The organism is Hymenobacter psychrophilus (assembly GCF_900107135.1).
Classification (GTDB): domain Bacteria; phylum Bacteroidota; class Bacteroidia; order Cytophagales; family Hymenobacteraceae; genus Hymenobacter; species Hymenobacter psychrophilus.
The window spans coordinates 362,438-387,161 of the sequence record NZ_FNOV01000001.1 but is presented as its reverse complement, the minus strand read 5'-3'; the positions used below and the strand labels follow the sequence as shown (position 1 = coordinate 387,161).

20 protein-coding genes are annotated in these 24,724 nt (G+C 60.2%); 8 read left to right on the top strand and 12 right to left on the bottom strand.

Annotation, left to right across the window (positions count from 1 at the left end):
- Positions 1-24: 24 nt before the first annotated feature.
- From BLW21_RS01575 to BLW21_RS01555, 5 genes are all read left to right on the top strand, one after another.
- The gene (locus BLW21_RS01575) at positions 25-1,344 is read left to right on the top strand and encodes a cryptochrome/photolyase family protein (protein WP_092737176.1); all 1,320 of its coding nucleotides are present in this window, start codon (positions 25-27) and stop codon (positions 1,342-1,344) included.
- A gap of 42 nt (positions 1,345-1,386) precedes the next feature.
- Entirely contained in the window at positions 1,387-2,061 is a 675-nt protein-coding gene (locus BLW21_RS01570; RefSeq protein WP_092737174.1) for a TetR family transcriptional regulator C-terminal domain-containing protein, read from the top strand.
- 127 nt (positions 2,062-2,188) lie between these two features.
- Positions 2,189-3,505, top strand: a complete 1,317-nt coding sequence (locus BLW21_RS01565) for an ABC1 kinase family protein (RefSeq protein WP_092737172.1) — start codon at positions 2,189-2,191, stop codon at positions 3,503-3,505.
- Between the two features lie 106 nt (positions 3,506-3,611).
- Positions 3,612-4,475 (top strand): dienelactone hydrolase family protein, encoded by an 864-nt coding sequence (locus BLW21_RS01560; protein ID WP_092737170.1) that lies wholly within the window; start codon positions 3,612-3,614, stop codon positions 4,473-4,475.
- A gap of 187 nt (positions 4,476-4,662) precedes the next feature.
- Positions 4,663-5,145, top strand: a complete 483-nt coding sequence (locus tag BLW21_RS01555) for an Mpo1 family 2-hydroxy fatty acid dioxygenase (RefSeq protein WP_092737168.1) — start codon at positions 4,663-4,665, stop codon at positions 5,143-5,145.
- 96 nt (positions 5,146-5,241) lie between these two features.
- Here BLW21_RS01555 and phhA read toward each other — a convergent pair whose 3' ends face one another.
- The 12 genes from phhA to BLW21_RS01495 form a co-directional block, all read right to left on the bottom strand.
- Positions 5,242-5,991, bottom strand: coding sequence for a phenylalanine 4-monooxygenase (gene phhA, locus BLW21_RS01550; protein WP_092737166.1), 750 nt, complete (start codon positions 5,989-5,991; stop codon positions 5,242-5,244).
- A gap of 251 nt (positions 5,992-6,242) precedes the next feature.
- Complete coding sequence (locus BLW21_RS01545; protein ID WP_245711777.1) at positions 6,243-6,980, bottom strand: phenylalanine-4-hydroxylase; 738 nt, start codon at positions 6,978-6,980, stop codon at positions 6,243-6,245.
- A gap of 246 nt (positions 6,981-7,226) precedes the next feature.
- A complete protein-coding gene (aroF, locus tag BLW21_RS01540) occupies positions 7,227-8,240 on the bottom strand; it encodes a 3-deoxy-7-phosphoheptulonate synthase (RefSeq protein WP_092737162.1) in 1,014 nt (337 codons plus the stop codon).
- 62 nt (positions 8,241-8,302) lie between these two features.
- Positions 8,303-9,079 carry a tryptophan synthase subunit alpha gene (trpA, locus tag BLW21_RS01535; protein WP_092737160.1) on the bottom strand — a complete coding sequence of 259 codons (777 nt, stop codon included), beginning with the start codon at positions 9,077-9,079 and terminating at the stop codon, positions 8,303-8,305.
- Between the two features lie 67 nt (positions 9,080-9,146).
- Positions 9,147-10,337 carry a tryptophan synthase subunit beta gene (gene trpB, locus BLW21_RS01530; RefSeq protein ID WP_092737157.1) on the bottom strand — a complete coding sequence of 397 codons (1,191 nt, stop codon included), beginning with the start codon at positions 10,335-10,337 and terminating at the stop codon, positions 9,147-9,149.
- A gap of 68 nt (positions 10,338-10,405) precedes the next feature.
- Positions 10,406-11,314 carry an ABC transporter substrate-binding protein gene (locus BLW21_RS01525; RefSeq protein ID WP_092737155.1) on the bottom strand — a complete coding sequence of 303 codons (909 nt, stop codon included), beginning with the start codon at positions 11,312-11,314 and terminating at the stop codon, positions 10,406-10,408.
- A 65-nt stretch (positions 11,315-11,379) separates the two neighbouring features.
- Positions 11,380-12,021 carry a phosphoribosylanthranilate isomerase gene (locus tag BLW21_RS01520; RefSeq protein ID WP_092737153.1) on the bottom strand — a complete coding sequence of 214 codons (642 nt, stop codon included), beginning with the start codon at positions 12,019-12,021 and terminating at the stop codon, positions 11,380-11,382.
- A 79-nt stretch (positions 12,022-12,100) separates the two neighbouring features.
- Positions 12,101-12,886, bottom strand: a complete 786-nt coding sequence (gene trpC, locus BLW21_RS01515; protein ID WP_092737151.1) for an indole-3-glycerol phosphate synthase TrpC — start codon at positions 12,884-12,886, stop codon at positions 12,101-12,103.
- A gap of 122 nt (positions 12,887-13,008) precedes the next feature.
- The gene (gene trpD, locus BLW21_RS01510) at positions 13,009-14,001 is read right to left on the bottom strand and encodes an anthranilate phosphoribosyltransferase (RefSeq protein ID WP_092737149.1); all 993 of its coding nucleotides are present in this window, start codon (positions 13,999-14,001) and stop codon (positions 13,009-13,011) included.
- 103 nt (positions 14,002-14,104) lie between these two features.
- Positions 14,105-14,671 carry an anthranilate synthase component II gene (locus tag BLW21_RS01505; protein ID WP_092737147.1) on the bottom strand — a complete coding sequence of 189 codons (567 nt, stop codon included), beginning with the start codon at positions 14,669-14,671 and terminating at the stop codon, positions 14,105-14,107.
- A gap of 113 nt (positions 14,672-14,784) precedes the next feature.
- Positions 14,785-16,200, bottom strand: coding sequence for an anthranilate synthase component I family protein (locus BLW21_RS01500; RefSeq protein WP_092737572.1), 1,416 nt, complete (start codon positions 16,198-16,200; stop codon positions 14,785-14,787).
- A gap of 408 nt (positions 16,201-16,608) precedes the next feature.
- Positions 16,609-18,012: an alpha/beta hydrolase-fold protein gene (locus BLW21_RS01495; protein ID WP_092737145.1), complete on the bottom strand. Its 1,404-nt coding sequence runs from the start codon at positions 18,010-18,012 to the stop codon at positions 16,609-16,611.
- A gap of 980 nt (positions 18,013-18,992) precedes the next feature.
- Between BLW21_RS01495 and BLW21_RS01490 the strand changes: the two genes are divergently transcribed.
- The 3 genes from BLW21_RS01490 (at position 18,993) to BLW21_RS01480 (ending at position 24,551) form a co-directional block, all read left to right on the top strand.
- A complete protein-coding gene (locus BLW21_RS01490; protein WP_092737143.1) occupies positions 18,993-22,040 on the top strand; it encodes a SusC/RagA family TonB-linked outer membrane protein in 3,048 nt (1,015 codons plus the stop codon).
- Positions 22,041-22,052: 12 nt separating this feature from the next.
- Positions 22,053-23,681, top strand: coding sequence for a RagB/SusD family nutrient uptake outer membrane protein (locus BLW21_RS01485; protein WP_092737141.1), 1,629 nt, complete (start codon positions 22,053-22,055; stop codon positions 23,679-23,681).
- A gap of 93 nt (positions 23,682-23,774) precedes the next feature.
- On the top strand, positions 23,775-24,551 hold the full coding sequence (locus BLW21_RS01480) for a SusE domain-containing protein (protein WP_092737139.1): 777 nt from the start codon (positions 23,775-23,777) through the stop codon (positions 24,549-24,551).
- The last annotated feature ends 173 nt before the right edge of the window (positions 24,552-24,724 follow it).

Sequence of the window (24,724 nt, the reverse complement as noted above, 5' to 3'; positions counted from 1 at the left end):
GGTTGAACTTCCTTTAAGCTCCCAATGAAATTCGTTCTCTTCTGGCACCGGCGCGACCTGCGGGTGCACGACAACGCGGGCCTGACAGCGGCCCTGCAAAGCGGCTACCCGGTGGTGCCACTGTTTATCTACGACCGCGAAATCCTGGATTTGCTGCCCTCCCGGCGGGATGCCCGCGTCACGTTCATTTACGACCAGGTGGAGCGCCTGGGCCAGGAAACCCAGGCCGCCGGGGGTAGCTTTTTGGCCTTTTACGGACGGCCGCTGGAGGTTTTTGAGCAGCTGCTGAGCCAGCATGAGGTAGCTGCCATTTACACCAACGAGGACTACGAGCCCTACGCTGCCGAGCGCGACGGAGCCATAACGGCACTGGCCCGGCAGCATGGAGCGGAGTTTCACGCTTTCAAGGACCAGGTAATTTTTGCCAAAAACGAGTTGCTGGGTAAGTCGGGTAAGCCGGCGCGCACATTCGGTTCTTACCGCAAAGCCTGGCTGGAAAAGGTACAGGATGTGGACTTGCAGCCGCACCCTTCGGCCCAATTATTCAGGGCCGAAAACCTGCGCGCCCTACCCGATGCGCCGGCCCGACCTACGCTGGCCGATATGGGGTTTGAGCGGTGCGAGCAGTTCGTGCCGGCCAACGAGCTACCCACCGAGGCCCTGGTGCGCGACTACCACAAAACCCGCGACCGGCCGGGACTCGTCAACAGCAGCACGCGCCGCTCGGTGCACCTGCGCTTCGGTACGCTGAGTGTGCGCGCGCTGATGCGCCAGGCCCGGGAGCTCAACCCCAAGCTGCTGGCCGAGTTGGTGTGGCGCGACTATTTTATGATGCTGCTTTGGCATTACCCCGGCACGGCCACCGAGAGCTTCGACCCGCGCCTGCGCCAAGTGCCCTACCGCAACAACGAAGACGAGTTTGCGGCCTGGTGCGCAGGCCAGACCGGCTACCCGCTCGTCGATGCCGGCATGCGGGAGCTGAACGCCACTGGCTACATGCCCAACCGCGCCCGCATTACGGCGGCCGGCTTCCTGGTAAAACACCTGCTCATCGACTGGCGCTGGGGCGACGGGTACTTTGCCGATAAGCTACTCGACTACGATATGAGCCAGAACGTGGGCAACTGGCAATGGATGGCCGGCACCGGCGTGGTGGCCGCACCCTGGTTCCGGGTCTACAGCCCCCAAAGCCAGCTCGAAAGCTACGACCCCGACCTGGCCTACGTGAAGCAGTGGGTGCCCGAATACGGCACCGCCGCCTACCCCGCTCCTATTGTTGACCACAAATTCGCCCGGCAGCGGGCCATCGACACCTTGCGCACCGCATACCGGGCGGAGAGTTAATGTGCGAAACCCTACCGTATTGCTCCTTGTTATACCCCCGATATGAAACAGCCCATTACTGCCGCGCCCGAAGCGGCCACGCCCAAGGCCCGCATCAAGCAGGCATACTTCGATTACGTACTCAAGAAAGGCTCCCCACCACAATCGGTGTACAAGCTCACCCAGAAGCTGGGTTTACCCGAGCAGGAGTTCTACCGGGTGTACGCCAACTTCGACGCCATCGACCGCGAAATATGGGCCGATTTCGGTCGGGAAGCCCGCGCTACGGCCGCTAAGGAGCCCGTTTGGGAGCAGTATGGCGCCCGCGAGAAGCTGCTGGGGTTCTACTATACCCTGATTGAGATTCTGAAGCGCAACCGGAGCTACGCTTTGCAAAGCCTGCGCCGCTCGCTGCACCGCATGCCCGGCCTCACGCCCCGCGTGCTCGACGATTTTCGTCAGGATTTCGAGGAGTTTGTGACCGATATCATGCGCGAAGGTCGCCGCACCGACGAGGTAGCCAGCCGCAAACTTATTCAGGATGGTTACCCGCGCTTCTTCTGGCAGCAGCTGCTGTTCGTGCTCGGCTTCTTTGCCAAAGATGACACCGTGGACTTTGAGCGCACCGACGCCGCCATCGAGAAGGCCGTTACCCTCAGCTTCGACCTCGTGGGCCGCAACACCCTCGATTCGGCCGTGGATTTCGTGCGCTTCCTGTTACACAGTCGGCGGCGGTAAGCTTAGCTGGTGCCTGTAGGGGCGGGGCTTGTCCCCGCCCGCCGTTGAACGGTTCAAATCCGGACCGTTTAACGGCGGGCGGGGACAAGCCCCGCCCCTACTGCCTTATTCCTTATAGCCCTTCCTGATGCCCGAAAACCCTCCTAAATCCCTTACCTCGCTGCCGACAACTAAAGTGGCGCGGGCGGCACGGTTTGCCAAAACCGGCCTCCATGTGGGGGCCAACTACGTGAAGCACTACGCCAAGCGGGCCGTAGGGGCCGACAGCCCGATGGCCGACTTGCACGCCGCCAACGCGGCCGAGCTCTACGGCACGCTCAGCGAGATGAAAGGCTCCGTGCTGAAAGTGGCCCAGATGCTGGCGATGGAGAAAAATCTGCTGCCCACCGCCTACGCCGACCAGTTTGCCCAGGCCCAGTACCAGACCCCGCCCCTCTCGGGCCCACTGGTGGTCAAGGCCTTCCGCGACGCTTTCGGGAAGTCGCCTTTCGAGGTGTTTGATGAGTTCGACCGGGAGGCCCGGCAGGCCGCCAGCATCGGGCAGGTGCATTTCGCCCGTAAGGACGGTTTGGAGCTGGCCGTGAAGGTGCAGTACCCCGGCGTGGCCGACAGTATCCGCTCGGATATCCGGCTCGTGAAGCCGGTGGCGTTGCGCGTGCTCGGCCTCGACGAAGCCACTGTACGGCCCTACATGCAGGAAGTAGAAACCCGCCTGATTGAGGAAACCGACTACGCCCTGGAGCTACGCCGGGGCCAGGAAATTGCCGCCGCCTGCGCCGGGCTGGCCCACCTGCAGTTCCCGCGCTACTACCCCGAGCTGTCGTCGGCCCGCATCCTGACGATGGACTGGCTGCCCGGCCAGCACCTGCGCGAGTTTCTGCTCACCAACCCCAGCCAGGCCGTACGCAACCAGCTGGGCCAGGCGCTCTGGGACTTCTACATGTTCCAGCTCAACGAGCTGCGCCGCGTGCACGCCGATCCGCACCCCGGTAACTTCCTGCTCCGTCCCGACGACGGTGGCACCGTGGGCGTGCTCGATTTTGGCTGCGTGAAAGAGATTCCCGAAGACGTGCACCGTCTGTTCGTAGCCCTGCTCGCCCCCGAAACCCTGGCTGATCCGGCCAAATTAGCGGCGCTGCTCACCGAGGGCGGTGTGCTGCACACCGGCGACGCACCTGCCCGCCGCGAGTTCTACGTGCGTACCATGCAGGCCTCGCTGGAGCTGGTGGGCCGCCCTTTCCGCCAAGCTACTTTCGATTTCGGCGACCCTACCTACATGCAGGCCCTCTACGCCCTCGGCGACGGTCTGATGCAGGATCCCGAACTGCGAGAGCAGCGCGAGCCGCGCGGTTCCGAGCACTTCATCTACCTCAACCGCACCTACGTGGGGCTTTATGCTTTGCTTACCGAGCTAAAAGCCAGCATCCACACCGGCGCTGAATAGCAATTGGCTGAAACTAATTTCCGCGCTTTCGGTTAAAGCAGCCCCGGCTTATTCGTGTAGCTACACGGAAAAGACCGGGGTATCTTTCCTCCCCCATATTTCTCCCATGAAAAAGTTCTGGACGCTGTGCGCCGCGCTGCTAAGCGTGGTTTCCGTGGCCTCGGCCCAAACCTCGATGAGCTGCTGCGCCAAGCCGGCCGCCGGCCCTAACGCCACCGAAACCTTCGCCATGCTGGCATCCAACGAGGATTTCTCGGGCGGCCACGACGCACCCCTTCCTTTCCGCTACGCCGGTGGCGGCGAGATGATTGAGTTCACGACCACCGACGGCGGCAAGAGCAAGGCTTTCGAAATCAAGAGTAACACCCGTTCGGATAAGTACCTGTTTGTCATTCACGAGTGGTGGGGCCTGAACGACTACATCAAGCAGGAAGCCGCCCGTTTCGCGAAGGAGCTGCCCGGCACCAACGTCATTGCCCTCGACCTCTACGACGGGCAAGTAGCCGCCACGGCCGACGAAGCCGGCAAGCTCATGCAGGCCGTGAAAACCGCCCGGGCTGAGGCCATCATCAAAGGCGCGCTGTTGCACGCCGGGCCCCGCGCTCAGGTAGCCAGCATCGGCTGGTGCTTCGGCGGCGGCTGGAGCCTGCAAACGGCCCTGCTGGCCGGCAAGCAGGCGGTGGGCGCGGTGATGTACTACGGCATGCCCGAAAAGGATGTGGCCAAGCTCAAAACCCTGAATACCGACGTGCTGATGGTTTTCGCCAAGCAGGACAAATGGATCAATCAGGAGGTGGTAACCGAGTTCGAAAAGAACATGAAGGCGGCCAAAAAGGGCCTCACCGTAAAAGCCTACGACGCCGACCACGCCTTCGCCAACCCTTCCAACCCCAAGTACAGCAAGGCAATGGCCGAAGATGCCCACGCCGCTTCCGTCGCCTACCTGAAGGCGCACCTCAAGCTGAAGTAGCCTGCGGAATAGCACGGTTTTTTCGGTTAAGCCGAGCTTTCACCCAACCCTTATTTACCAGAAAAAGGCTGCCCCGGTGGGGCAGCCTTTTTCTTTGGGCTTCGTGAAGACAAACCAATACTTTATCAGCGTGAAAGCGCACGAATAGTTACCTTTTACCTGCTACTTTCACCCTTCACCGCAACCGATGAATACCACCGCTTCGCCCGTGCAACGGCTACTCGACGAGTACGCCGAGAGCCACCAGAACCCGACCAACAAACTGGTGCATTGGGTGTGCGTGCCGCTGATTATGTTCGCCATCCTGGGGCTGCTTTGGTCGGTGCCGGTGCCGGCGGGCTTGCGCGCCGTTAGCCCCTGGATCAACTGGGCTACGCTGGTAATGGTGCTGGCCGTGGGCTACTACGTGCGGCTGTCGGGGCGGCTGGCCATGGGCATGGTGCTGGTGTGGCTGGCCATGGCGCTGGCCTTGCGGCTGGTGCAGGCCCAGGCCGCGCTACCGCTCTGGGCCGTATGCCTTATTGTGTTCATACTGGCCTGGATCGGGCAGTTCTGGGGCCACAAGGTCGAGGGCAAAAAGCCATCATTCCTCAAAGACCTGCAGTTCCTGCTCATCGGCCCGCTCTGGCTCCTGCACTTCGTGTACCGCCGGCTGGGCTGGCGCTATTAGGTGAGTGGTGGGTAGTGAGGTAGTGAGTTGACGTTCACTTAGCCTGTCGGCGTAAATGGCGCAATTGGGCCAATTGAACGTCAGCCCGCTACCTCGCTATTTCATCTCAATCATCTCACCTAACGCCGTCAGGCTTTCCGGCAACTGCTGCATGTTGTCGAGCCCGAAGTAGAGGTCCTGGAATTTGTCCTTCTCGAAAGGCGTATCGAGCACCCCTTGCAGGCTGAACGGCAGGCGGGTGGGCTGCTCACCCAGGCTGAACTTTACCTCGCCGTGCGACGAGAGCAGGCCGGCCCCGTAGATGCGCAAACCCTCGGGCTGCTGAATCAGGCCGAACTCGGCGGTAAACCAGTAGAGCCGCGTGAACATTTCCAGTGCGCCGGGCTCCTGGCTGTGCCGCACGGCCGCCGCGCCCAACTCCTGCAGGAACGCCGCGAAACCGGGGTTTGTTAGCAACGGCACGTGGCCGAACACGTCGTGGAACATGTCGGGCTCCTCCAGGTAATCGAGCTGGGCCAGGGTGCGGAGCCAGGTAGTGGCCGGAAACCTGCGCTCGGCCAGCAGCCCAAAAAACACGGTGTCGTCTACGATGCCGGGTACCACGACCAGTTCCCAGCCCGTTATTGCCAATAGGCGCGGGTTTACCTCCCGGAAGTCGGGGATGGCCTCGCGGGTGAAGCCCACGCGGTGCACGCCTTCCAGAAACGTATCGGCTGCGCGGCCGGGCAGCAGTTCCATCTGCCTATCAAAAAGCAACTGCCACACGTGCTGGTCGGCGGCTGTGTAGCTGGCGTATTCCTGGCGGAGCAGGGGCTGGGCGGCGGCGGTTTCGAGGAGCGTGTTCATCGTTGGCAAACAAAAAGAGGGAAAAAGAAAAGGCCTGCCCCCGCACGAAGCGGAAGCAGGCCTGACAAGACGTTGGAAGAGGATTTGCTACTCCTGATTCCGGCACGCCGCCGCCGCTCCGCTCCCTTGCGGGGCGTAATAGGCATAAGCATAATAGCGGGAAGTGAAGCGGGTCATCGGGAGCAAATGTAGCACGCCAGAATTAAACAGCAAACGGGCCGGCCGAAAAGCCGGAATTTTATCCTGCCCACCTACTCCGTCACCAGCATCGGCTGAGGGGCAGCAGCCAGAACGGCGGCCAAATCGGCTACGCTTTCGGTGAGCTGCTCCCAGCTGCTGAGCTCGAAGTAGCCATCCTGCAGGTGCGCCTCGCTGTAGGGCGTATCGAGCACGGCGGCCAGCTCAAAGGGCTGGCGCGGGGCGGCCTCAGATAGATAATGGTGGATTTCGCCCGACGACGAGAGCAGTCCGGCCCCGAACAGGCGGGTTTCGCCACTTTCGTGCACCAACCCAAATTGTACCGCGAAGCCATAGAGCCGCTCCAGCCGCATCATGGCTGCCGCGTCGGGCAAATGCAGCGTAGCCACGTGGCCGAGGAACTGCAGGAAGTCGGCAAAGGCCGCGTCCATCAGCAGCGGTACGTGGCCGAACACGCCGTGGAACAGGTCGGGCTCTTCGATGAAATCGAACTGCGCCATGCTCCGGATCCAGACCGTGGCCGGGAATTGGCGCCGGGCCAGCATGCCGTAGAAATCGGCATCGTTCAGCATTCCGGCAACCGGTACCAGCTGCCAGCCGGTGGCGTGCTGCAGGCGCTGGCTTACCTGGCCAAAATCGGGCAGGGCATTGCGGTGCAGGCCGGCCGCGCGCAGGCCCTGCCAGAACGCCCCGCAGGCCCGCTTGTGCAGCAGGGCAGTCTGGCGGTCAAACAATACTTTCCACACCAAATGGTCCTGGGCCGAGTACTGGTCGTAGTGTTGCTGAAGCATGGCAGTGAGCATAAAAAAGGCCCGTTTCCTGTCGGAAGCGGGCCTTACTGAGGTTCAGAGGAGGAGAATGTTCACTTTTCCTACCTGTTACACCGGCCACGCCACCCACTACCATACTGCAGATTGCAGACGGTAATCGACATAAAGCGCGTGGCGGTCAGGTTGAACATGGTGCAGCAAATATAGAACTATATTTTTCTGATGCTACTTTATATTTTTTTTGTGGATTTAGGCAGTGCAAGTGCTCTACTCCAGCTCCTGCCGCAAGGCGTACACGCGGCGCAGGTTGCGGATCAGGCGGGCCGACTCGTCGAAGTTGAGCGTCTGGGCGCCGTCGGAAGCGGCTTTTTCGGGCGTTTCGTGGGTTTCGTAGATGATACCATCGGCCCCGGCCATGACGCCGGCCAGGGCCATGGCGGCCACATGTTCGCGCAGGCCGATGCCGTGCGAGGGGTCGACGATGACGGGCAGATGGGTTTTCTCCTTGAGAATCGGCACCGCGTTCAAATCCAGCGTATTGCGCGAGGCCGTTTCAAAGGTCCGGATGCCCCGCTCGCACAGAATCAGCTTCTCGTTGCCGCCCGAAAACACGTACTCGGCCGACGAGAGCAGCTCTTCCAGCGTGCCCGAAATGCCGCGCTTGATCATCACCGGCTTATCAACCCCGCCCAGCGCATCGAGTAGGTTGAAGTTCTGGGTGTTGCGGGCGCCCACCTGAAACACGTCCACGTAGTCGTGCATTTCTTCCACCTGCGACACCTGCATTACTTCGGTGATGATTTTGATGCCGCGGGCGCGGGCCATCTGGTGGAACAGCCGCAGCCCCTCCATGCCCAGGCCCCGGAACGAGTACGGCGAGGAACGCGGCTTGTACACGCCACCGCGCATAATGCGCACGCCGTTGTCCACGAGGTGCTGAAGAATGCTTTCCATCTGCGCCTCGCTCTCGATGCTGCACGGGCCGGCGGCCAGCGTGAGCGTGCCCTCCCCGATGCGCACCCCGTCGCCGAGGTCGAGCACGGTGGGGCGCACGCGCCACTTGCGGCTCACCAGCTTGTAGTCGTCGGATACGCGGTGGATGTCCTGCACACCGGGCAGCTGGCCGAGGCTTCGGAGGTCAATTTCAGCTTTGCCAATAGCCACGAGGTAGTGGGCCCGCTGGGTTTTTACCTCCGTGGCCTTGTAGTTGAGGGCCTTTATTTTGGCTTCAATTTCCTGCTGGTTTTGCTCGGAAATCTGCGGGTCGAGTTGAAGAATCATTGGATGGGAAAGAAAAAACACCTGTTATCCGGAGCGTGCTGCGATTTAAGCAACAATGACAGCTACTTGATAACGGAAGAAACGAAAGAAGCCGCCGCCGCCGGAGCGTCCTCAGCACCCTCCAGGGTCCGAATCAGGGCCGAGCCGATAATGGCTCCTTCGGCGTATTGGCAGGCATTGTCGAAAGATTTTTTGTCTGAAATACCGAAACCCACTAGGCGCGGATTGCGCAGCTTCATGGCCTCAATTCGCTGGAAATAGGCATCCTGTACTCCTTCGGCCTGCACCGCGCCGCTGCCCGTGGTGCCGGGGCCCGACACGAGGTAGAGAAATGATTCGGTCAGCTCGTCGATGCGGCGGATGCGCTCGGGGGCGGTTTGGGGCGTGATGAGGAATACCGGCCGCAGGTTGTGGCGACGGAAGATGTCCTGGTACTCGGCCACGTAGTCGTCGAGCGGCAGATCGGGCAGGATGACGCCATCGACGCCGGCGGCGGCGGCCTCACGGCAGAAGTTCTCGACTCCGAACTGCATTACCGGGTTGAGGTAGCCCATGAGCAGAATCGGCGTGTCGGGCACTGTGGCGCGGATATCGGTCAGCTGCCCGAACAGCACACGCATATTCATGCCGTTGTGCAGGGCCACCGTGCTACTGGCCTGAATGACGGGGCCGTCGGCCAGCGGATCGGAAAACGGCATCCCGATTTCGATAAGGTCGGCTCCCGCCTCGGCAAGCGCCCGGAGAATAGGCACCGTATCATCGAGGCGCGGGTAGCCGGCCGTAAAGTAGATATTGAGCAGTTTTTTATCCTGCTGGAAAGCTTGTTGGATTCGGTTCATGGGTTGGATATGAGCTGTCATCCCGAGTATGTCGCGCATCAAGCGACATGCTCAGAATGACAGAATATTACATCAGGTCCTGCTGAATGTACGTTTCGAGGTCCTTATCCCCGCGGCCCGAGAGGTTCACAACCACCACATCGTCGGGGCCGGCGCCGAGCTGGCCCAGGGCATACAGCGCGTGCGCCGTTTCGAGGGCCGGAATAATGCCTTCGAGCCGGCTGCACTCCACCACGGCTTTCAGCGCATCGTCATCCGTAACGCTGATAAACTGCGCCCGGCCGGCATCGGCCAGAAAGGCGTGCAGTGGCCCGATACCGGGGTAGTCGAGGCCCGCGCTCAGCGAGTACGGCTCGGTAATCTGGCCGTCCTCATCCTGCATGAGCAGCGTGCGCGCGCCGTGAATGATGCCCGGCTTGCCCAGCACCGAGGTAGCCGCCGAATGGCCCGAATTTACGCCGTGTCCGGCCGCTTCCACGGCCACCAGCTTCACCTCCGCATCTTCCAGGAAATGGTAAAACGCGCCGGCCGCATTCGAGCCGCCGCCCACGCAGGCTACCACGTATTGCGGCAACTCAGAGCCTGTTTTTTCCAGCAACTGCTTGCGCATTTCCTCGCTGATAACCGCCTGCAGCCGCGCCACCAAATCGGGGTACGGGTGCGGACCGACTACCGAACCGATGATGTAGTGGGTGTCAACGGGGTTGGAAATCCAGTCGCGGATGGCCTCGTTGGTGGCGTCTTTCAGGGTTTTGCTGCCGCTGCTGGCGGGTCGCACCTCAGCGCCCAATAGGCGCATGCGGTATACGTTGGGCTTCTGGCGCTCCATATCCACTTCGCCCATGTATACGATGCACTCCATGCCCATCAGGGCGCATACGGTGGCCGTGGCCACGCCGTGCTGGCCGGCGCCGGTTTCGGCAATGATGCGGGTTTTGCCCAACCGCCGGGCCAGCAGAATCTGCCCCACCGTGTTGTTGACCTTGTGGGCGCCGGTGTGGCAGAGGTCTTCACGCTTGAGAAACACGCGGGTGTTGTAGCGCGCCGACAGCCGCTTGGCCTCAAACAGCGGCGTGGGCCGGCCCACGTAGTCGCGCAGCAGCTGCTGGTACTCCTGCTGAAAAGCCGGTTCGGCCATGATAGACAGGTATTGCTGGCGCAGCTCCTCCACGTTGGGGTAGAGCATTTCGGGGATGAAGGCACCGCCAAACTGGCCGTAGTAGCCGCGCTCGGTGGGTTGCTGGTAGGTGGGTTTCATATGGAAAGCAGTCATGCGGTGGAGTCGCTATCGGGGTGGTGCCGGGCGTTGCTTTGGCAAGTCGGTCGCTACAATAACTCGTTGGATATGATTTCGGCTAAAGAAACTTGCTGCGTTTCCAGCTGCTGTTCGTAGAGCCAGTTCAGGTAGGTCTGCACCTTGGCAGGCGCCATTCTGCCCCAGGTGGCCGCAGCGCCGTAGTACGGGCTGGTATAGCGCTGGCTTTGTAATAGCAGTTCGGGCTGGCGGTTGGCCGGCGGCACCCATTTTTCCAGCAAAGCCGCCGTTTCGGCGGGGTTGGCTTGGGCATACAGGAAGCCTTGCTTAGTGGCTTCCAGAAACTTCCGGTAGGCCTCGGTACGCTCGCGCAGCCGCTTTTCCGAAACCATAATAACCGGCGAGTAGCCGTAGGGAATACCGTAATCGGCCAAGCGGAAGCTGCTTAGGGCCACACCGCTCAGTGCTGCTTCTACGCCTTCCCAGTTATCAAAAATCCAGGTAGCATCGGCCTGGCCGGTCAGCAGCGTGTTCCAGATACTGAGCTTTTCCGGGTATGTGATGACCAGTTCGCCCTGACCACCGTCGTTACGCACCATCTGCTGCGCAATCTGGTCTTCGTAGCGGGCATGGTACGAGGCGTACGTCCGGCCTGCGAGGTCTCGGGGCGAACGAATATCATCCCGGCGCAGCGTCACAATGCTACTTAAGTCTTCGGTCAGCAAGGCCGCAACGGCCAGCGCGTCGAAGGGCTTGGCTTTGGTGCGGTAGCTGATGATGCTTTCCAGCGGGCAGAGGGCAAAATCGGCCTGACCCAGCTCCACTTTTTTGGCCGGGGTCAGCGCATAGTTGTCCGTATCGGGCGTGCCGATTGTAACGGCCAGCCCGGCCGCCTCATACAGGCCCTGCTCCTGGGCCACAATAAAGCCCGAGTGGTTGGGGTTAACGGTCCAGTCGAGAGCAATGGTTAGCTTATCCATGCGTTTTTGGTTGGAGAAGTAAGGAGCGGCAGTGGATTGTTACGTAACTGCCGGGCCGGCAGAAATCAGGCCTGTAGTTCGGCAAAAAAAACCTGCAGCCTGGCGGCGTCCTTCAGGCCGGGCGCGGTTTCAAAGCCGCTATTCACATCGAGTCCGTAGAGGCCCGGCAGCCGTAGCTGGGCCAGTTCGGCGGCCATGCCCGGGCCAATGCCGCCGGCCAGCAGGTAGGGTACCGGCAAGTGGTAGCGACGCAGCAGTTCCCAGTTGAAGCGAGTGCCGTTGCCGCCCGGCTGGGGCCCGGCCGCATCAAACAAGAAATAGTCACAAAACAGTGCGTAAGGCTCCAGGGCCGCGAAATCCACGGCGTCGGCCACCGCAAACGCCTTGATAACGCCCACGTCGTTGGCGCGGAGCGCGGCGCACTGGGTGGGCGGTTCGGAGCCGTGCAGCTGTACCAAATCGAGGCCGTAGCGCCGCACCTGCTGCATAATCTCGGCCGAGCTTTGATCGACAAACACGCCTACTTTGCGCAGGCCGGCTGGTAAGCTCCGTACCAACTCCGGCCGCAATTCCTCACCCACAAAACGCTTCGATTTTGGGGAGAAAATAAAGCCCAGGAAATCGGGCTCCAGGCCCGCTACTTCCTGAATATTTTCGGCCTGCCGCAGACCGCAGACTTTCAGGCGAAGATTAGGGGCAATTGACATACGGAGGGAGTTTGGAAAGCCAAACGCCGTAGCAGCCGCGAAGTTCACAACTCCAGGTTCCGACGACGATACCATATCGTTACAGCTGCTGCACCAGTGCAGCGCAGGCCTGCTCGGGACGGGCGTGGCGCATGAAGGCCTCCCCCATCAGAAAGCCCCGGTAGCCGACCTCGCGCAATGCCCGGATGTCGGCAGCCGAGTTCAGGCCGCTTTCGGTCACCTTCACGTACTCGTCCGGAATCTGGCGGGCCAGCTCGCCCGAGGTGTCGAGGCTCACGGCGAAATCGTGCAGGTTGCGGTTGTTCACGCCTACCAGGCTCACGGCGTCGGGGTGTAGCGTGTCGGTGAGCTCCTGCTCGCTATGGATTTCGAGCAGCACCTCCATTCCCAGGCTACGGGCCAGCCGGCCCAGGCGCAGCACTTCCTCGCCGCTGAGCACGGCCGCAATCAGCAACACAGCATCAGCCCCCAGGCTTTTAGCCTCAATAATCTGGTACTCGCCCACCACGAAATCTTTGCGCAGAATGGGGCAGAAATTATAGCGCCGGGCCGTGGTCAGGTCCTCGTTGCGGCCGCCGAAAAACTCGGTATCCGTGAGCACCGACAGCGCCGATGCGCCGGCCTGCATATAGCCCAGCGTGGTGCGCTCGACCGGCGCGTGGGCGTTGATGATGCCCTTGCTCGGCGACTTCCGCTTGAACTCGGCAATGATGCCGCTCAAATCGTCGCGCAGCAGGTAGCGGCGCAAACTCAGCGGCTTGGCCTCCATATACAGGCTCTGCTCCAGCAGCTTCACCGGCACCAAGCTCTGACGGTCGGCTACTTCGCGGCGCTTATGGGCAATTATGTTATCAAGAATGGTCATGGTTTTTGAGTTATTAGCTGACAGCCGTTGGCCGTTAGCTTAACGTTCTGTTTCAGTTAGTAGAAAGCAGAAGAAAGGTGGATTGGGAAGAAGTTGTTTTATGGGCAGCGAGAACGAAAAAGCTAACAGCTCTCCGCTAATAGCTTAAGTGCCCGTCTCGCCCTACCCGAATCCAGGGATTCGCGGGCCGCCGCCAGGGCTTCGGCAAAGCCAAAGTTTGGTTCGCGGCAGCTGATGGCCAGCGCGGCGTTGGCCGTTACCACGTCGCGCTGGGCGCGGGTGGCGCGGCCTTCGAGCACCTCTACGAACAGGCGGGCCGATTCGGCGGCGGTGCTCCCGCCGGCCAGCTCCTCGGGGCGCGTAGCACTCAGGCCCAAGTCGGCAGCCGATACTACCCGCTCGCCTTCGGGCGTGGCCAGCTTGGCCGCCGCCGTCAGCGAGAGCTCGTCGTAGCCGTCGAGGGCGTGTACCACGGCGTAGCGGGTGTCGGTTTGCTGAAGCAGGTAGTGGTAAAGGCGCAGCAACTCCAGGCTGAAAGTGCCGGCCACCTGGAACTTCGGCCGGGCCGGATTCACGAGCGGCCCCAAAATATTGAAGAATGTGCGCACGCCCAACTCGCGGCGCACCGGCCCGGCGTGGCGCATGGCCGGATGAAACGAGGGCGCGTGCAGAAAGCAGATGCCGGCCCGCTCCAACTGCCGCTTCAGCCCGTCGTTATCAGCCGCCAGATCAACCCCCAACTCGCGCAACACATCCGACGAGCCGCACACCGACGATACGCCGATATTACCGTGCTTGGTGACGTGGTAGCCCGCGCCAGCCACCACAAAACAGGCCAGCGTACTGATGTTGAGCGTGTCCTTCCCATCGCCGCCGGTACCCACGATATCAATTGTGTCGCGGGTTCCAAGCTCGGGGTCGCGGCTCAAGCTTAGTAGCGCGTCGCGGAAGCCGGCCAGCTCGGGCACCGAAATCGGCCGCATCCGGTACACGCTCATAAAGGCCGCCATTTCGGCGGCATTGGCTTCGCCCTGCCCGATGCGCAGCATGGCCTCGTGGGCCTCGGCGTGCGTGAGGAGCTGCTGGTCGAAGAGTTGGGTGAGAAGTTGTTTCACAGAAGCACAGATGTTGCTGATGATGGGATTTTGCAGATATTTTTCTCTGTCATCCTGCGCAGGTTGCGCTTCGAGCAACCTGCGCAGGATGACAAGTGGGTTTTCACTTCAGCCAGTTGCGTAGCATCTGGTGGCCGTGCTCGGTGAGGATGGATTCGGGGTGGAACTGCACGCCGCGCACGTCGTACTGGCGGTGACGGAAGGCCAGCACTTGCCCGTTCTCGTCCACGGCCGTCACCTCCAGCTCGGACGGCATGGTTTCGGGCCGGACGCTCCAGGAGTGGTAGCGGCCCACTTTAAAGGTTTCGGGCAGCTCGTCAAACAGCCGGTCTGGGGCCGTCAGGTGGGCGTCGGTGGCGAGGCCGTGCAGCACCTGGGGCAGGTTGTACAGCTCGCCGCCGAAGCTCTCAGCCAGCCCCTGATGGCCCAGGCACACCCCCAAAATACGCTTGGTAGGCGCGTAGCGGCGGATAATTGCCGGCATCAGGCCCGCTTCGGAAGGTAGGCCGGGCCCCGGCGACAACAGCACCGCGTCGTAGGCCGCTACGTCGTCGAGGGTCAGCTTATCGTTGCGAATCACGGCCACGTTGTCGCGGTGGCCCAGTTCGCGCAGTACCTGCACCAAGTTGTAGGTAAAGGAGTCGTAATTGTCGAGAACGAGGATGTTCATTGGGTTCGGCCGTTTGGCCTGATGGTCCCAGGGCTGAAGCCCTGGGCTAGTGAGTTACGTCTATAAGGAGTGGCTCCGTAGCCCAGGGCTTCAGCCCTGGGCCGCCGCCGGGGCTATACGCGCTCCGCTTCCTGCAGCGCCTTGCGGAGGGCGGCGAGCTTATGGTGCACTTCCTGGAGCTCGGAGTGGATGTCGGAGGCCGCTACTACACCGGCCCCGGCCTGGAAGTAGAGGCGGCCGCCCGTGCTCAGGAACGAGCGAATCATGATGGCGTGGTTGAAGTCGCCATTGAAGCCCAAATGGCCGATGGCGCCGCCGTAGTAGCCGCGGGCGGTAGGTTCGAGCGCATCAATCAGCTGCATGGCGCGGTGCTTGGGTGCCCCCGAAAGCGTGCCCGCCGGAAACGTGTCGGCCACCACTTGCAGGGAGTTAGTACCCTTGGTCAGCGTGGCCCGCACCTCGCTTACCAGGTGGATGACGTGCGAGTAGAATTGGATTTCGCGGAACGTTTTCACTTCTACCGCGTCGCCGTGGCGGGCCAGGTCGTTGCGGGCTAGGTCTACCAGCATCACATGCTCGGCGTTTTCCTTGGGGTCGTCGGCCAGCTGCTGGGCCAGTTCGGCGTCTTGGATGTCGTTGCCGGTGCGCCGGAAGGTGCCGGCAATCGGGAACAGGCTGGCATCGCGGCCCTGGATACGTACCTGGGCCTCGGGCGAAGAGCCGAAAATCTTGAACGCCCCGTAGTCAAAGTAAAACAGGTAGGGCGAAGGGTTGATGGAGCGCAACGCCCGGTATACGTTGAACTCGTCGCCCGAAAATCCCTGCTCGAAGCGCCGCGACAGCACAATCTGAAACACGTCGCCCAGCTTGCAATGCTGCTGGCCCTGTTCCAGCACTGCCAGAAACTGCTCGTCGGTCTGGTTGCTCTGCTCCTGCCCTTCCATGGCAAACTTGAAATCGGGCAGCGACGGGTTACGAATCAGGTTGATGAGCCGCGTAAGGCTGGCCTCATCCACTTCCTCGCCCGCCAGCGTGTGTTCAAACACGTACAGCTCGTTGCGGAAGTGGTTGATGGCAATAACATGGCGGTAAGTGCCGTAGAGCATGTCGGGCAATGGGCCGGCGGGCTGCTTTTCGGGGTTGAGCGTGAGGTCTTCGAAAGCCTGCACCGCCTCGTAGCCCAGGTAACCGAACAGCCCCCCGGTAATGAAGTCGTGGCCCGTGTCCTCGGTCTGGAAAGCGGCAGCAAACTCCTGAAGCCGCCCCAGCGCCTGGCGGGGCGAAGCCAGCGTTTCGGTTTCCACCACGTCGCCGGGCAGGCGTAGCGTCAGCTCGGTACCCCGCAGCTCGAAGCGGGCCAGCGGGTCGAAAGCGAGGTAGCTGAAGGCGTTCTGCTGGCCGTGGTAGTCGGAGCTTTCGAGCAGCAGACAGTTGTCGTACCGGTCGCGCAGGCGCAGATACAGGCCCACCGGCGTTACGGTATCGGCCAGAACGCGCTGGAAACGGGTGGTGAGGGCGTAGGATTGCATGGGCGGGCTGGTTGCGGTGAGCAGGAGAAAGGCCAGCGCCGGGCACAAAAAAACCCGGCGGGCGGCCGGGTTACATCTGGAGCAGTTACGAAGAATAGTGGTCGATTCTAACGCACGCACAGGTTGTCCCGTCCGGAATTTCCGTAGGGCCACCACCAAGCTTGCATCATCATCGGACAGGTCATCACCAAGGGTTAAGTTGGGCGTTGAACGGCGCAAAGCTACGCACGGTTAGCTTCTGCGCAAGAAAAAGTTCGTTTTTTTTAGTCGTCAAGCAAATCAGTCATGCGGAGCGCACCGAAGAATCTCGCGTGCCAATGTAGCCCTGGCTTCAGGCGTTATCGTTGCACGTAAGACTTTTCGCTGCACTCCGCACGCTGTTTTTACTGCCCATTGGCAACTATCCTGCTACTCCTTCACCAGCGCCTGCCGCCCCTCAAGCGCGCCAGCCGTTACGCGCAGCTGATACACCCCGGCCGGCAGGCTGCTCACATCGAGCACCGCCCCCGACTGAATCTTTTCGCGCCGCACCTGCCGGCCACGGGCATCCACAATTTCCAGCCGGGCACTACCCCGCACTTCGGCGGGCAGCAGCAGCGTGAGGCAGTTGCGGGTTGGGTTAGGATAGGCGCTGAACGCCAGCCCGGCCATCGGTTTAGTATTGCTGGTTACCACAGCCGGTTGGATCAGCCATTGGTAGGCCGCCGCAAACTCCCGTTTCCAAAACCATTCGGCGTGCTGACCATCGGGCACCGAGTGGTAACTCAGGTTGGCGGCCGGCATGCCCGTTTTGGCCAGCGAATCGTGCATGGCCCGCATCAGTGGGGCCATGGTGGCGCTTTCGGTGGCGCCGGCCACGAAGTAAAAGCGCGTATCGGGCCGCGGTGGGTGCAGGCGCAAGTAGGCAAACAAGGGTTGCTCGGCAAACCAGAAAGCCGGCGAAAAAACGCCCACCCGGCCATATACCAGCGGGTACTTCAGGGCGGCGTACGTCGAAATCAGCCCCCCCATACTGCTGCCGGCCACGCCCGTAAACTCGCGGCCCGTAAGGGTGCGGTAGTTGGCGTCGATGTAGGGTTTAAGCGTCTGGACCATAAAGTCCACGTACTGGTCGCCCTGACCCCCACCGTATGGTGGGTTATTCCAGGGCGACAGCTCGTTCAGCCGCTCGGATCCGCCATTATCGATGGCCACCACAATGCTGCCGGTGGCGTCGAGGCCCTGGGCCTGCAGTTGGCTCAGGGTTTCATCTACGCTCCACTCGCCCGAAAAGCTAGTGCAGGCATCGAACACGTTCTGGCCGTCGTGCATATAGAGTACGGGGTACCGCCGGGCCGTCGCCGTGGCGTAGTCGTTGGGCAGGTACACCCAGACGCGACGGGTGCGGCCCAGCTGAGGCATAGCAAAGCTTTCGCTGATGATGCGCACGTTGGGCTGCAGCGCAGTACTCTGGCAGGGCACCGGAGCCGAGCCGCTTAGGTCCTTCCAGCCCGCTACGGTCAGCTTCAGCGTAGCCGGCGCGCCGGTTAGCGTCTGGCGGCGGTTGGCTACGTCCTGGCCCTTCGCATCAGTTTCGACGGTGGCCCAGGAGCCGCGGGTGAACTTGAATTCGACGGGCCCGGTAACGGAGGCAGGCAGCGTGAGTTCATAGGAGCCGTCGGGCTGGCGGGCCAGCGCATGGGCCGGACTACCGGGCGCCCAATTGTTGAGCGAGCCGGCCAAATACAGCTGGTCAGTAGTGGGCGTGGCGGTGGGTACGGCAGCTACCCGGATGGTCGTTTGAGCGCCTACGCGGAAAGCAGACGACAGCATTGCCGCAGAAAGTAATAAGCGAAGCACAGACACGATATTCGGACGGGAACAGTTGGGGCCGCAAGCTACGCCCGAAACTACCGGTGAAGAAGCGGACACACCTATGCCCGATGGTATAGGCCCGATTCCCTGTTTTAGTACATTTTGGCAAGCTGCATTTTTCCGGGAAAATCCATTTGCACAGGGCTGATGCGGGCCAGTTGTGCTAGGTGAGTAAGTTCTCACCTAGCACAACTGGCCCAAGTGACTTTGGGGCTGGCTTATGGCCGAGCCCTACATTAGCATGTCGCAGATGAAAGACTGGTTTATGTGCAAATAAGGCGGATAAAATCCAGCCATATTCCCCTCACTATACCACCACCCTATTGATCTAAACTTTTCCTGCATTAGCCACCTCTGCTAGTTTTGGAGCAATCAGTTTTCCTTTATCCTGCGCTACCAACCCTTTATCTATCAATACAGCACTAATACAACCCATTATTGACATTGAATAATACGCCTGCATGCATTTTTTGTGCTGCAATTACCCTTACCTGCTTGCATTCGCCTTCTTTTAACCATTGGCAAGCAATACAGCACCTGCTGTTACAGCTACCGACGGCTGTAATACTGCTGACCCCATCCTTGTGAACGAACTGATACTTGGCACTTTCGCAGTCAGCAGGACCACCTGGCAGCCCGGTCAGGTTGCTAGAGCTAAGGGCCACATATGGGCCCAGTATAGTGACAGGCCAGCAAGAAGCCTTAAAATGCAATTATAACTAAACCGTTTTGACCACTATGGGGCATAGTTTTATGATAAAGTGAGGCTTACCTTGCGTTGTTTCTACGCCTTCCGGCGACCCCATGCACGGCCTGTTTCAGCTTAGTGGTGCGTAAATGCCACCACTTCGGCTACCAGTTTATGCAGGAGTAACCATTCGCAAATTCCCACTCCGCCCGAGGGCGGAAAATCCATTTCAACCCCTAATTTTTTTTCCATGAAAAACCCTTATCTGGCGAAAATGGTGCTACCGCTCCTTTGCGCGGGCGCGGGCATCAGCAGTGTTCACGCACAAGGAATTGGCACGGTCAGCGGCCGGGTAGTCGATGAGAAGGGCGAAGGACTGCCCGGCGTAACAGTCCTGATTGAGGGCTCTTCCGTAGGCGGCTCTACCAATGGTGATGGCACATACCTGATTCAGAATGCCCCCACCGGCTCACAAACGCTGGTTATTTCGTTCATAGGCTACTCTACCCAGCGCCAGACCATTAGTGTTGTGGCCGGCCAGAACACGACCGTGCGCGCGCTGACACTCTCGGAAAACACTACCCTGCTTAATGAGGCTGTAGTAGTAGGCTACGGCGTACAGCGTCGGCAGGACCTGACGGGAGCCGTTTCGCAGATATCGGAGAAGGAGTTCGTGAAGGGCCAAGTAACCAACCCCGAGCAGCTGATTCAGGGTAAAGTGGCCGGTTTGCAGGTAACTACCAGCGGCGGTGCCCCCGGCGCGGGCTCTACCATCCGCATCCGGGGTGGCTCGTCGCTGACGGCCTCCAACGACCCGCTCATCGTTATCGATGGAGTGCCAGTTGATAACCGGGGCCTGTCGGGAGCGGCTAATCCGCTGTCGCTGATTAACCCCAACGACATCGAAAGCATTTCGGTGCTGAAGGACGCGTCTTCGACGGCCATTTATGGCTCGCGCGCTTCGAACGGTGTTATTATCGTTACTACCAAAAAAGGCGTGCAGGGCCAGGAACTGCGCGTGAATGTATCGTCGCAGAACTCGGTGTCGCAGGCCAAGAAGTACGTAGACGTACTGAGTGGCGACGAATTCCGGAAAGTGGTACTGGCGCAGGGCAACGCCCAGCAGATTGCTTTGCTAGGCCAGGACCAGACCGTAAATACGGATTGGCAGCGCGAAATCTACCGGACAGCGCTTACTACGGATAACAACGTGAGCCTGACCGGGGCGGTGGGCGCCGTGCCCTTCCGCGTTTCGGGCGGCTACCTCGATCAGGAGGGCCTGCTTCTCAAAAACGACCTGAAGCGCTACACTGGCTCGGTGGGCCTTTCGCCGGTGCTGCTCGATGGCAACCTGCGGGTAAACGTGAACGTGAAGGGCAGCTGGGTTGACAACAACTTCTCCAACCAGGGAGCCGTGGGAGCAGCCGTATTTGCCAACCCAACGCTGCCAATATACGCGCCGGGCAACCCGTACGGCGGCTTTAATGAGGTGCTGAAAGATGGTAACCTCAACACGCTGGCCACGCGCAACCCGCTGGGTCTCATCAACCAGCGCCGCGACCGGAGCACGGTAAAGCGCAGCATCGGCAACATTCAGCTCGATTACGCCCTGCCCTTCCTCACGGGCCTGCGCGCCAACCTCAACCTGGGCTACGATGTGCAGCAGGGCCGGGGTAGCGTTCTGGTGCCTTCTACCGCTGCTTCCGATTTCAACCGGGTAGCCATTGCCGGTGTAGCGGCCGGTCAGGGTGGCTTAAACAACTTCTCGGGCCAGGATAAGAACAACCGACTGCTCGAATTCTACCTCAACTACAACAAGGAGGTAGGCCCCGGCCGCCTCGATCTGCTGGCTGGTCATTCGTACCAGCGTTTCGCTGATAAAAACTACGTATTTGCCGACCGGTTGGCCAACGAGGCTGTGTATGCGGCAGCGCCCACGCTGTTCAGCGGCCTCGACTACCGCGACCCAAAGTACGTGCTGCTCTCGTTCTATGGCCGGGCCAATTACAACCTGAGCGATAAGTACCTGCTGACGGCTACTATGCGGGCCGACGGCTCGTCGCGCTTCCGCGAAGGCCAGCAGTGGGGCTACTTCCCTTCGGCCGCCGCTGCCTGGCGCCTGAAGGGCGAAGACTTCCTGCTCAACTCGACCGCTGTGTCGGAGCTGAAGCTGCGCCTGGGCTACGGCCAGACCGGCCAGCAGGACATCGGCGACATTTACCCCTACTTGGCCCGCTATACGTTCAGCGAAAGCACGTCGCAGTACCAGTTCGGCGACGAGTTCTCGAATACGCTGCGCGCGGCGCCTTACGACCGCAACATCAAGTGGGAAACGTCGACGACCTACAACGCGGGTATCGACTACGGTTTCCTCGACAACCGCTTCAACGGTACGTTCGATGTGTACTACCGGAAAACCGATGACCTGCTCAACAACGTATTTGTACCAGCTCTCTCGAACCTGTCGAACAAGCTGACAACCAACGTGGGCTCACTGGAATCCCGCGGCCTGGAGGCGGCACTCAATGTGGATGTTGTCCGGGGCACGCAGTTCAACTGGACGGTAAATGCCAACGCCAACCTGTACAAACTGGAAATCACCAAACTGACCAATGCCACCGACCCTTCTTACCTAGGCGACAATGTGGGCGGCATTGAAGGCGGTAATAACGGTACCATTCAGATTAACTCGGTGGGCTATCAGCCCAATGCTTTCTACGTGTATCAGCAGGTATACGGCGCCGATGGCAAGCCCCTGGAGGGCGTGTACGTGGACCGCAACGGCAATGGCACTATCGACTCCGACGACCGGTACCAGTACCAGTCGCCGGCTCCGAAAGCCATTCTGGGCTTCGGTTCCAACTTCTCGTACGGCAAAGCCAGCCTGGCTTTCACTATGCGCGCCAACCTTGGCAACTATGTGTACAACAACGTACGGGCCCAGGCGGCTTTCCCGCAGGCCGGCTCCGATGGGGTGCTCAACAACTTGAACCGCGAATTCCTGACCTCGGGTTTCGTAACCAATACAACGGAGCGGCTGCAATCGGACTACTACGTAGAGAATGCCTCTTTCATGCGGTTGGAAAACCTGACGGCTGGTTACGATTTCGGCAATATTTACAAGGATAAGGCGAACCTAAGGGTATCTCTGGCGGTTCAGAACTTGTTCGTAACCACCAACTACAAAGGCCTGGACCCGGAAATCACGACTGGTACCGGTAAGACTGCCCTTGGCATCGACAACACCATTTACCCGCGTCCGCGCACCATCACGCTCGGCCTGAACCTCGGCTTTTAATTCCCCGATCCCATGAAAAACAAGTTCTCACGTTCAGTTGCCCTTGCGCTGGTTGTACTTGGTCTGGCTCCGTTCTCTTCATGCATCAACGAGCTGAACCAAGAGCCGTCGTATGAGCCAACCGTTGAGTCGGTTTACCGCGACCCGGCCCGGGTAAAAGAAGTACTGGCCCGCCTCTACGCCACAATGGCCGTAAGCGGCCAGCAGGGCCCGGCTGGCCAGCCTGATATTGCCGGCATCGACGAAGGCTTTTCCAATTACCTGCGCCAGTACTGGATGGCCCAGGAACTGACCACCGACGAAGCCATTCTGGCTTGGGAAGGTGATCCGGGCGTACCCGAATACAACCGCCTCACATGGTCGCCCTCCCACAGCTTTGTGCGGGCGATGTATGACCGGATTTTCTACCAGATTTCGCTCTGCAACGAGTTCATCCGTCAGACCTCGGATGCCAAGCTCAGCGAGTACGGTATTTCGGCGGCCGAGCAGACCAACTTCAAGCAGTACCGCGCCGAGGCCCGCTTCCTGCGCGCCATGAGCTACTACCATGCGCTGGACATGTTCGGCAACGTACCGTTTGCTGATGAAACGTCGACGGTTGGTACAGAGAAGCCCCGGCGCATCGAGCGGGCCGAGCTGTTTGCCTATGTTGAATCCGAGTTGAAAGCCACGGTAGCCGATTTGGCCCCGGCCCGCACCAACGAGTTTGGCCGCGCCGACCAGGCCGCCGCCTGGATGGTACTGGCCAAGCTGTACCAGAACGCCCCCGTTTACCTGAGCACCACTCCCGGCGGCACCACCGGCACCAACCGCAGCGCCGAGGTTATCACGTACACGAACAAGATTATTGAATCCGGCTACCAGCTTTCCGGCAGCTACGCGAACCTGTTCCGTACGGATAACAGCAGCATAGCGCGTTCCGAAATCATCCTTCCGGTTCGCTTCGACGGTGTACGCACCAAGACGTACGGTGGCATGACGTTCATCATCCACGCCTCCGTAGGTGGTAAGATGTCGGTCACCGATTTTGGCATTGACAACGGCTGGGGCGGTACCCGCACCAAGAAAAACCTGGTCAATCTATTTCCCGAGTCGCAGGCCGATAAGCGCGCTATGTTCTTCTCCGATGGCCAGTCGCTCGAAATCAACAAGGTGGCTACTTTCACCGACGGATACGCGGTAACCAAGTTCAAGAACGTGTCGTCGCAGGGCGTAGCGGGCAACGACAAGGTTTTCCCTGACACCGATTTCCCACTGTTCCGGCTGGCCGATGCGTACCTGATGTACGTAGAAGCGGTAGTACGCGGGGGTTCGGGAGGCACCACGGCCCAGGCCGTTACCTACTTCAATGCATTGCGCCAGCGGGCCTACGGCAACGACTCGGGCAATATTACGGCGGCTGATCTGACGGGCCAGGGCGGCCTCGACTTGGTGCTCAACGAGCGTGGCCGGGAGTTGTACTGGGAAGGTCACCGACGCACTGACCTGATCCGCTTCGGTAAATACGCTCGCGGCTACAACTGGCCCTTCAAGGGCGGTGTTCAAGCCGGAACTGATGTTGAGCTGACTCGGACGCTGTTCCCGCTGCCTACTAGTGACCTGACGGCCAACCCTAACCTAAAGCAGAATCCAGGCTACTAACCTTGCCGGTCCAACTGGCCGGAGCCCGCACGATTCGTTCGGTTCCGGCTGGTTGGCCCCAATGGCTATTCCTCACTCTTTTCAGCTTACCCCATGAAAAATTTATTTACAAAGTTGACTGGCCTGAGCCTCGTTGCCGCTTTGTTCCTCACTTCCTGTGAGAAAGAAGGCGACAAAATAATGCTCACCCAAACGGCAGCCCCTCAGTTGCAGGCCTCTACTACTACGCCGGTGTTGAGCCGCGCTAATGCCGATAAGGACGCCGTAACCTATACCTGGACACCCACCAACTACGGTTTCGCGGCCGGTCCCAACTACACACTGGAGTTCGATACCAAGGGCAATAACTTCAAGTCGGCGCGCACCATTTCGGTGGGTACGGCTACTACGCGCACCCTGACGGTATCAGAACTGAACAGCATCTACTCGGACCTGAAGCGGCCAGCCGGTGAGGTTTCGGAGCTGGAGGTGCGGTTGCAGTCGATGCTGCTCAACAACGCGGGCCTGATGATGTCGAACCTGACGGGCATTAAAGCTACGCCTTACGAAAGCCGTGAGTTGCCTCAGGATGTATGGGCCATCATCGGCGACGCTACAACCAACGGTTGGGGTACCGAAACGCCCATGACTTACGACTTCGACCGCAGAGTTTGGACGATTACGCTGCCCCTGACCGCAGCGTACTATAAGTTCCGCGCTAACAACGACTGGGGCCTCAACCTAGGCGCATTGAGCGACGGAGACGCTACCAAAACGGCGGGTCCGCTTAAGGAAGGCGGTTCCAACATCAAAATTTCGGAGGCCGGTACGTATACCGTAACGCTAAACTACAGCGTGAAACCTGCTACCTACACCGCAGTTAAGCAGTAATTATACTTCTTAACTTCATCAAAAAAAGAGGGCCCGGCAGTTTGCCGGGCCCTCTTTTTTTGATGAAGTGCTTGAGATTCAGATTAAGCAAACCCAACAGCTTACGGTACTAGCTGAAAATAGCTGAAAAAAAGGGCCCGGCAATTGCCGGGCCCTTTTTTTCAGTTGCTGAT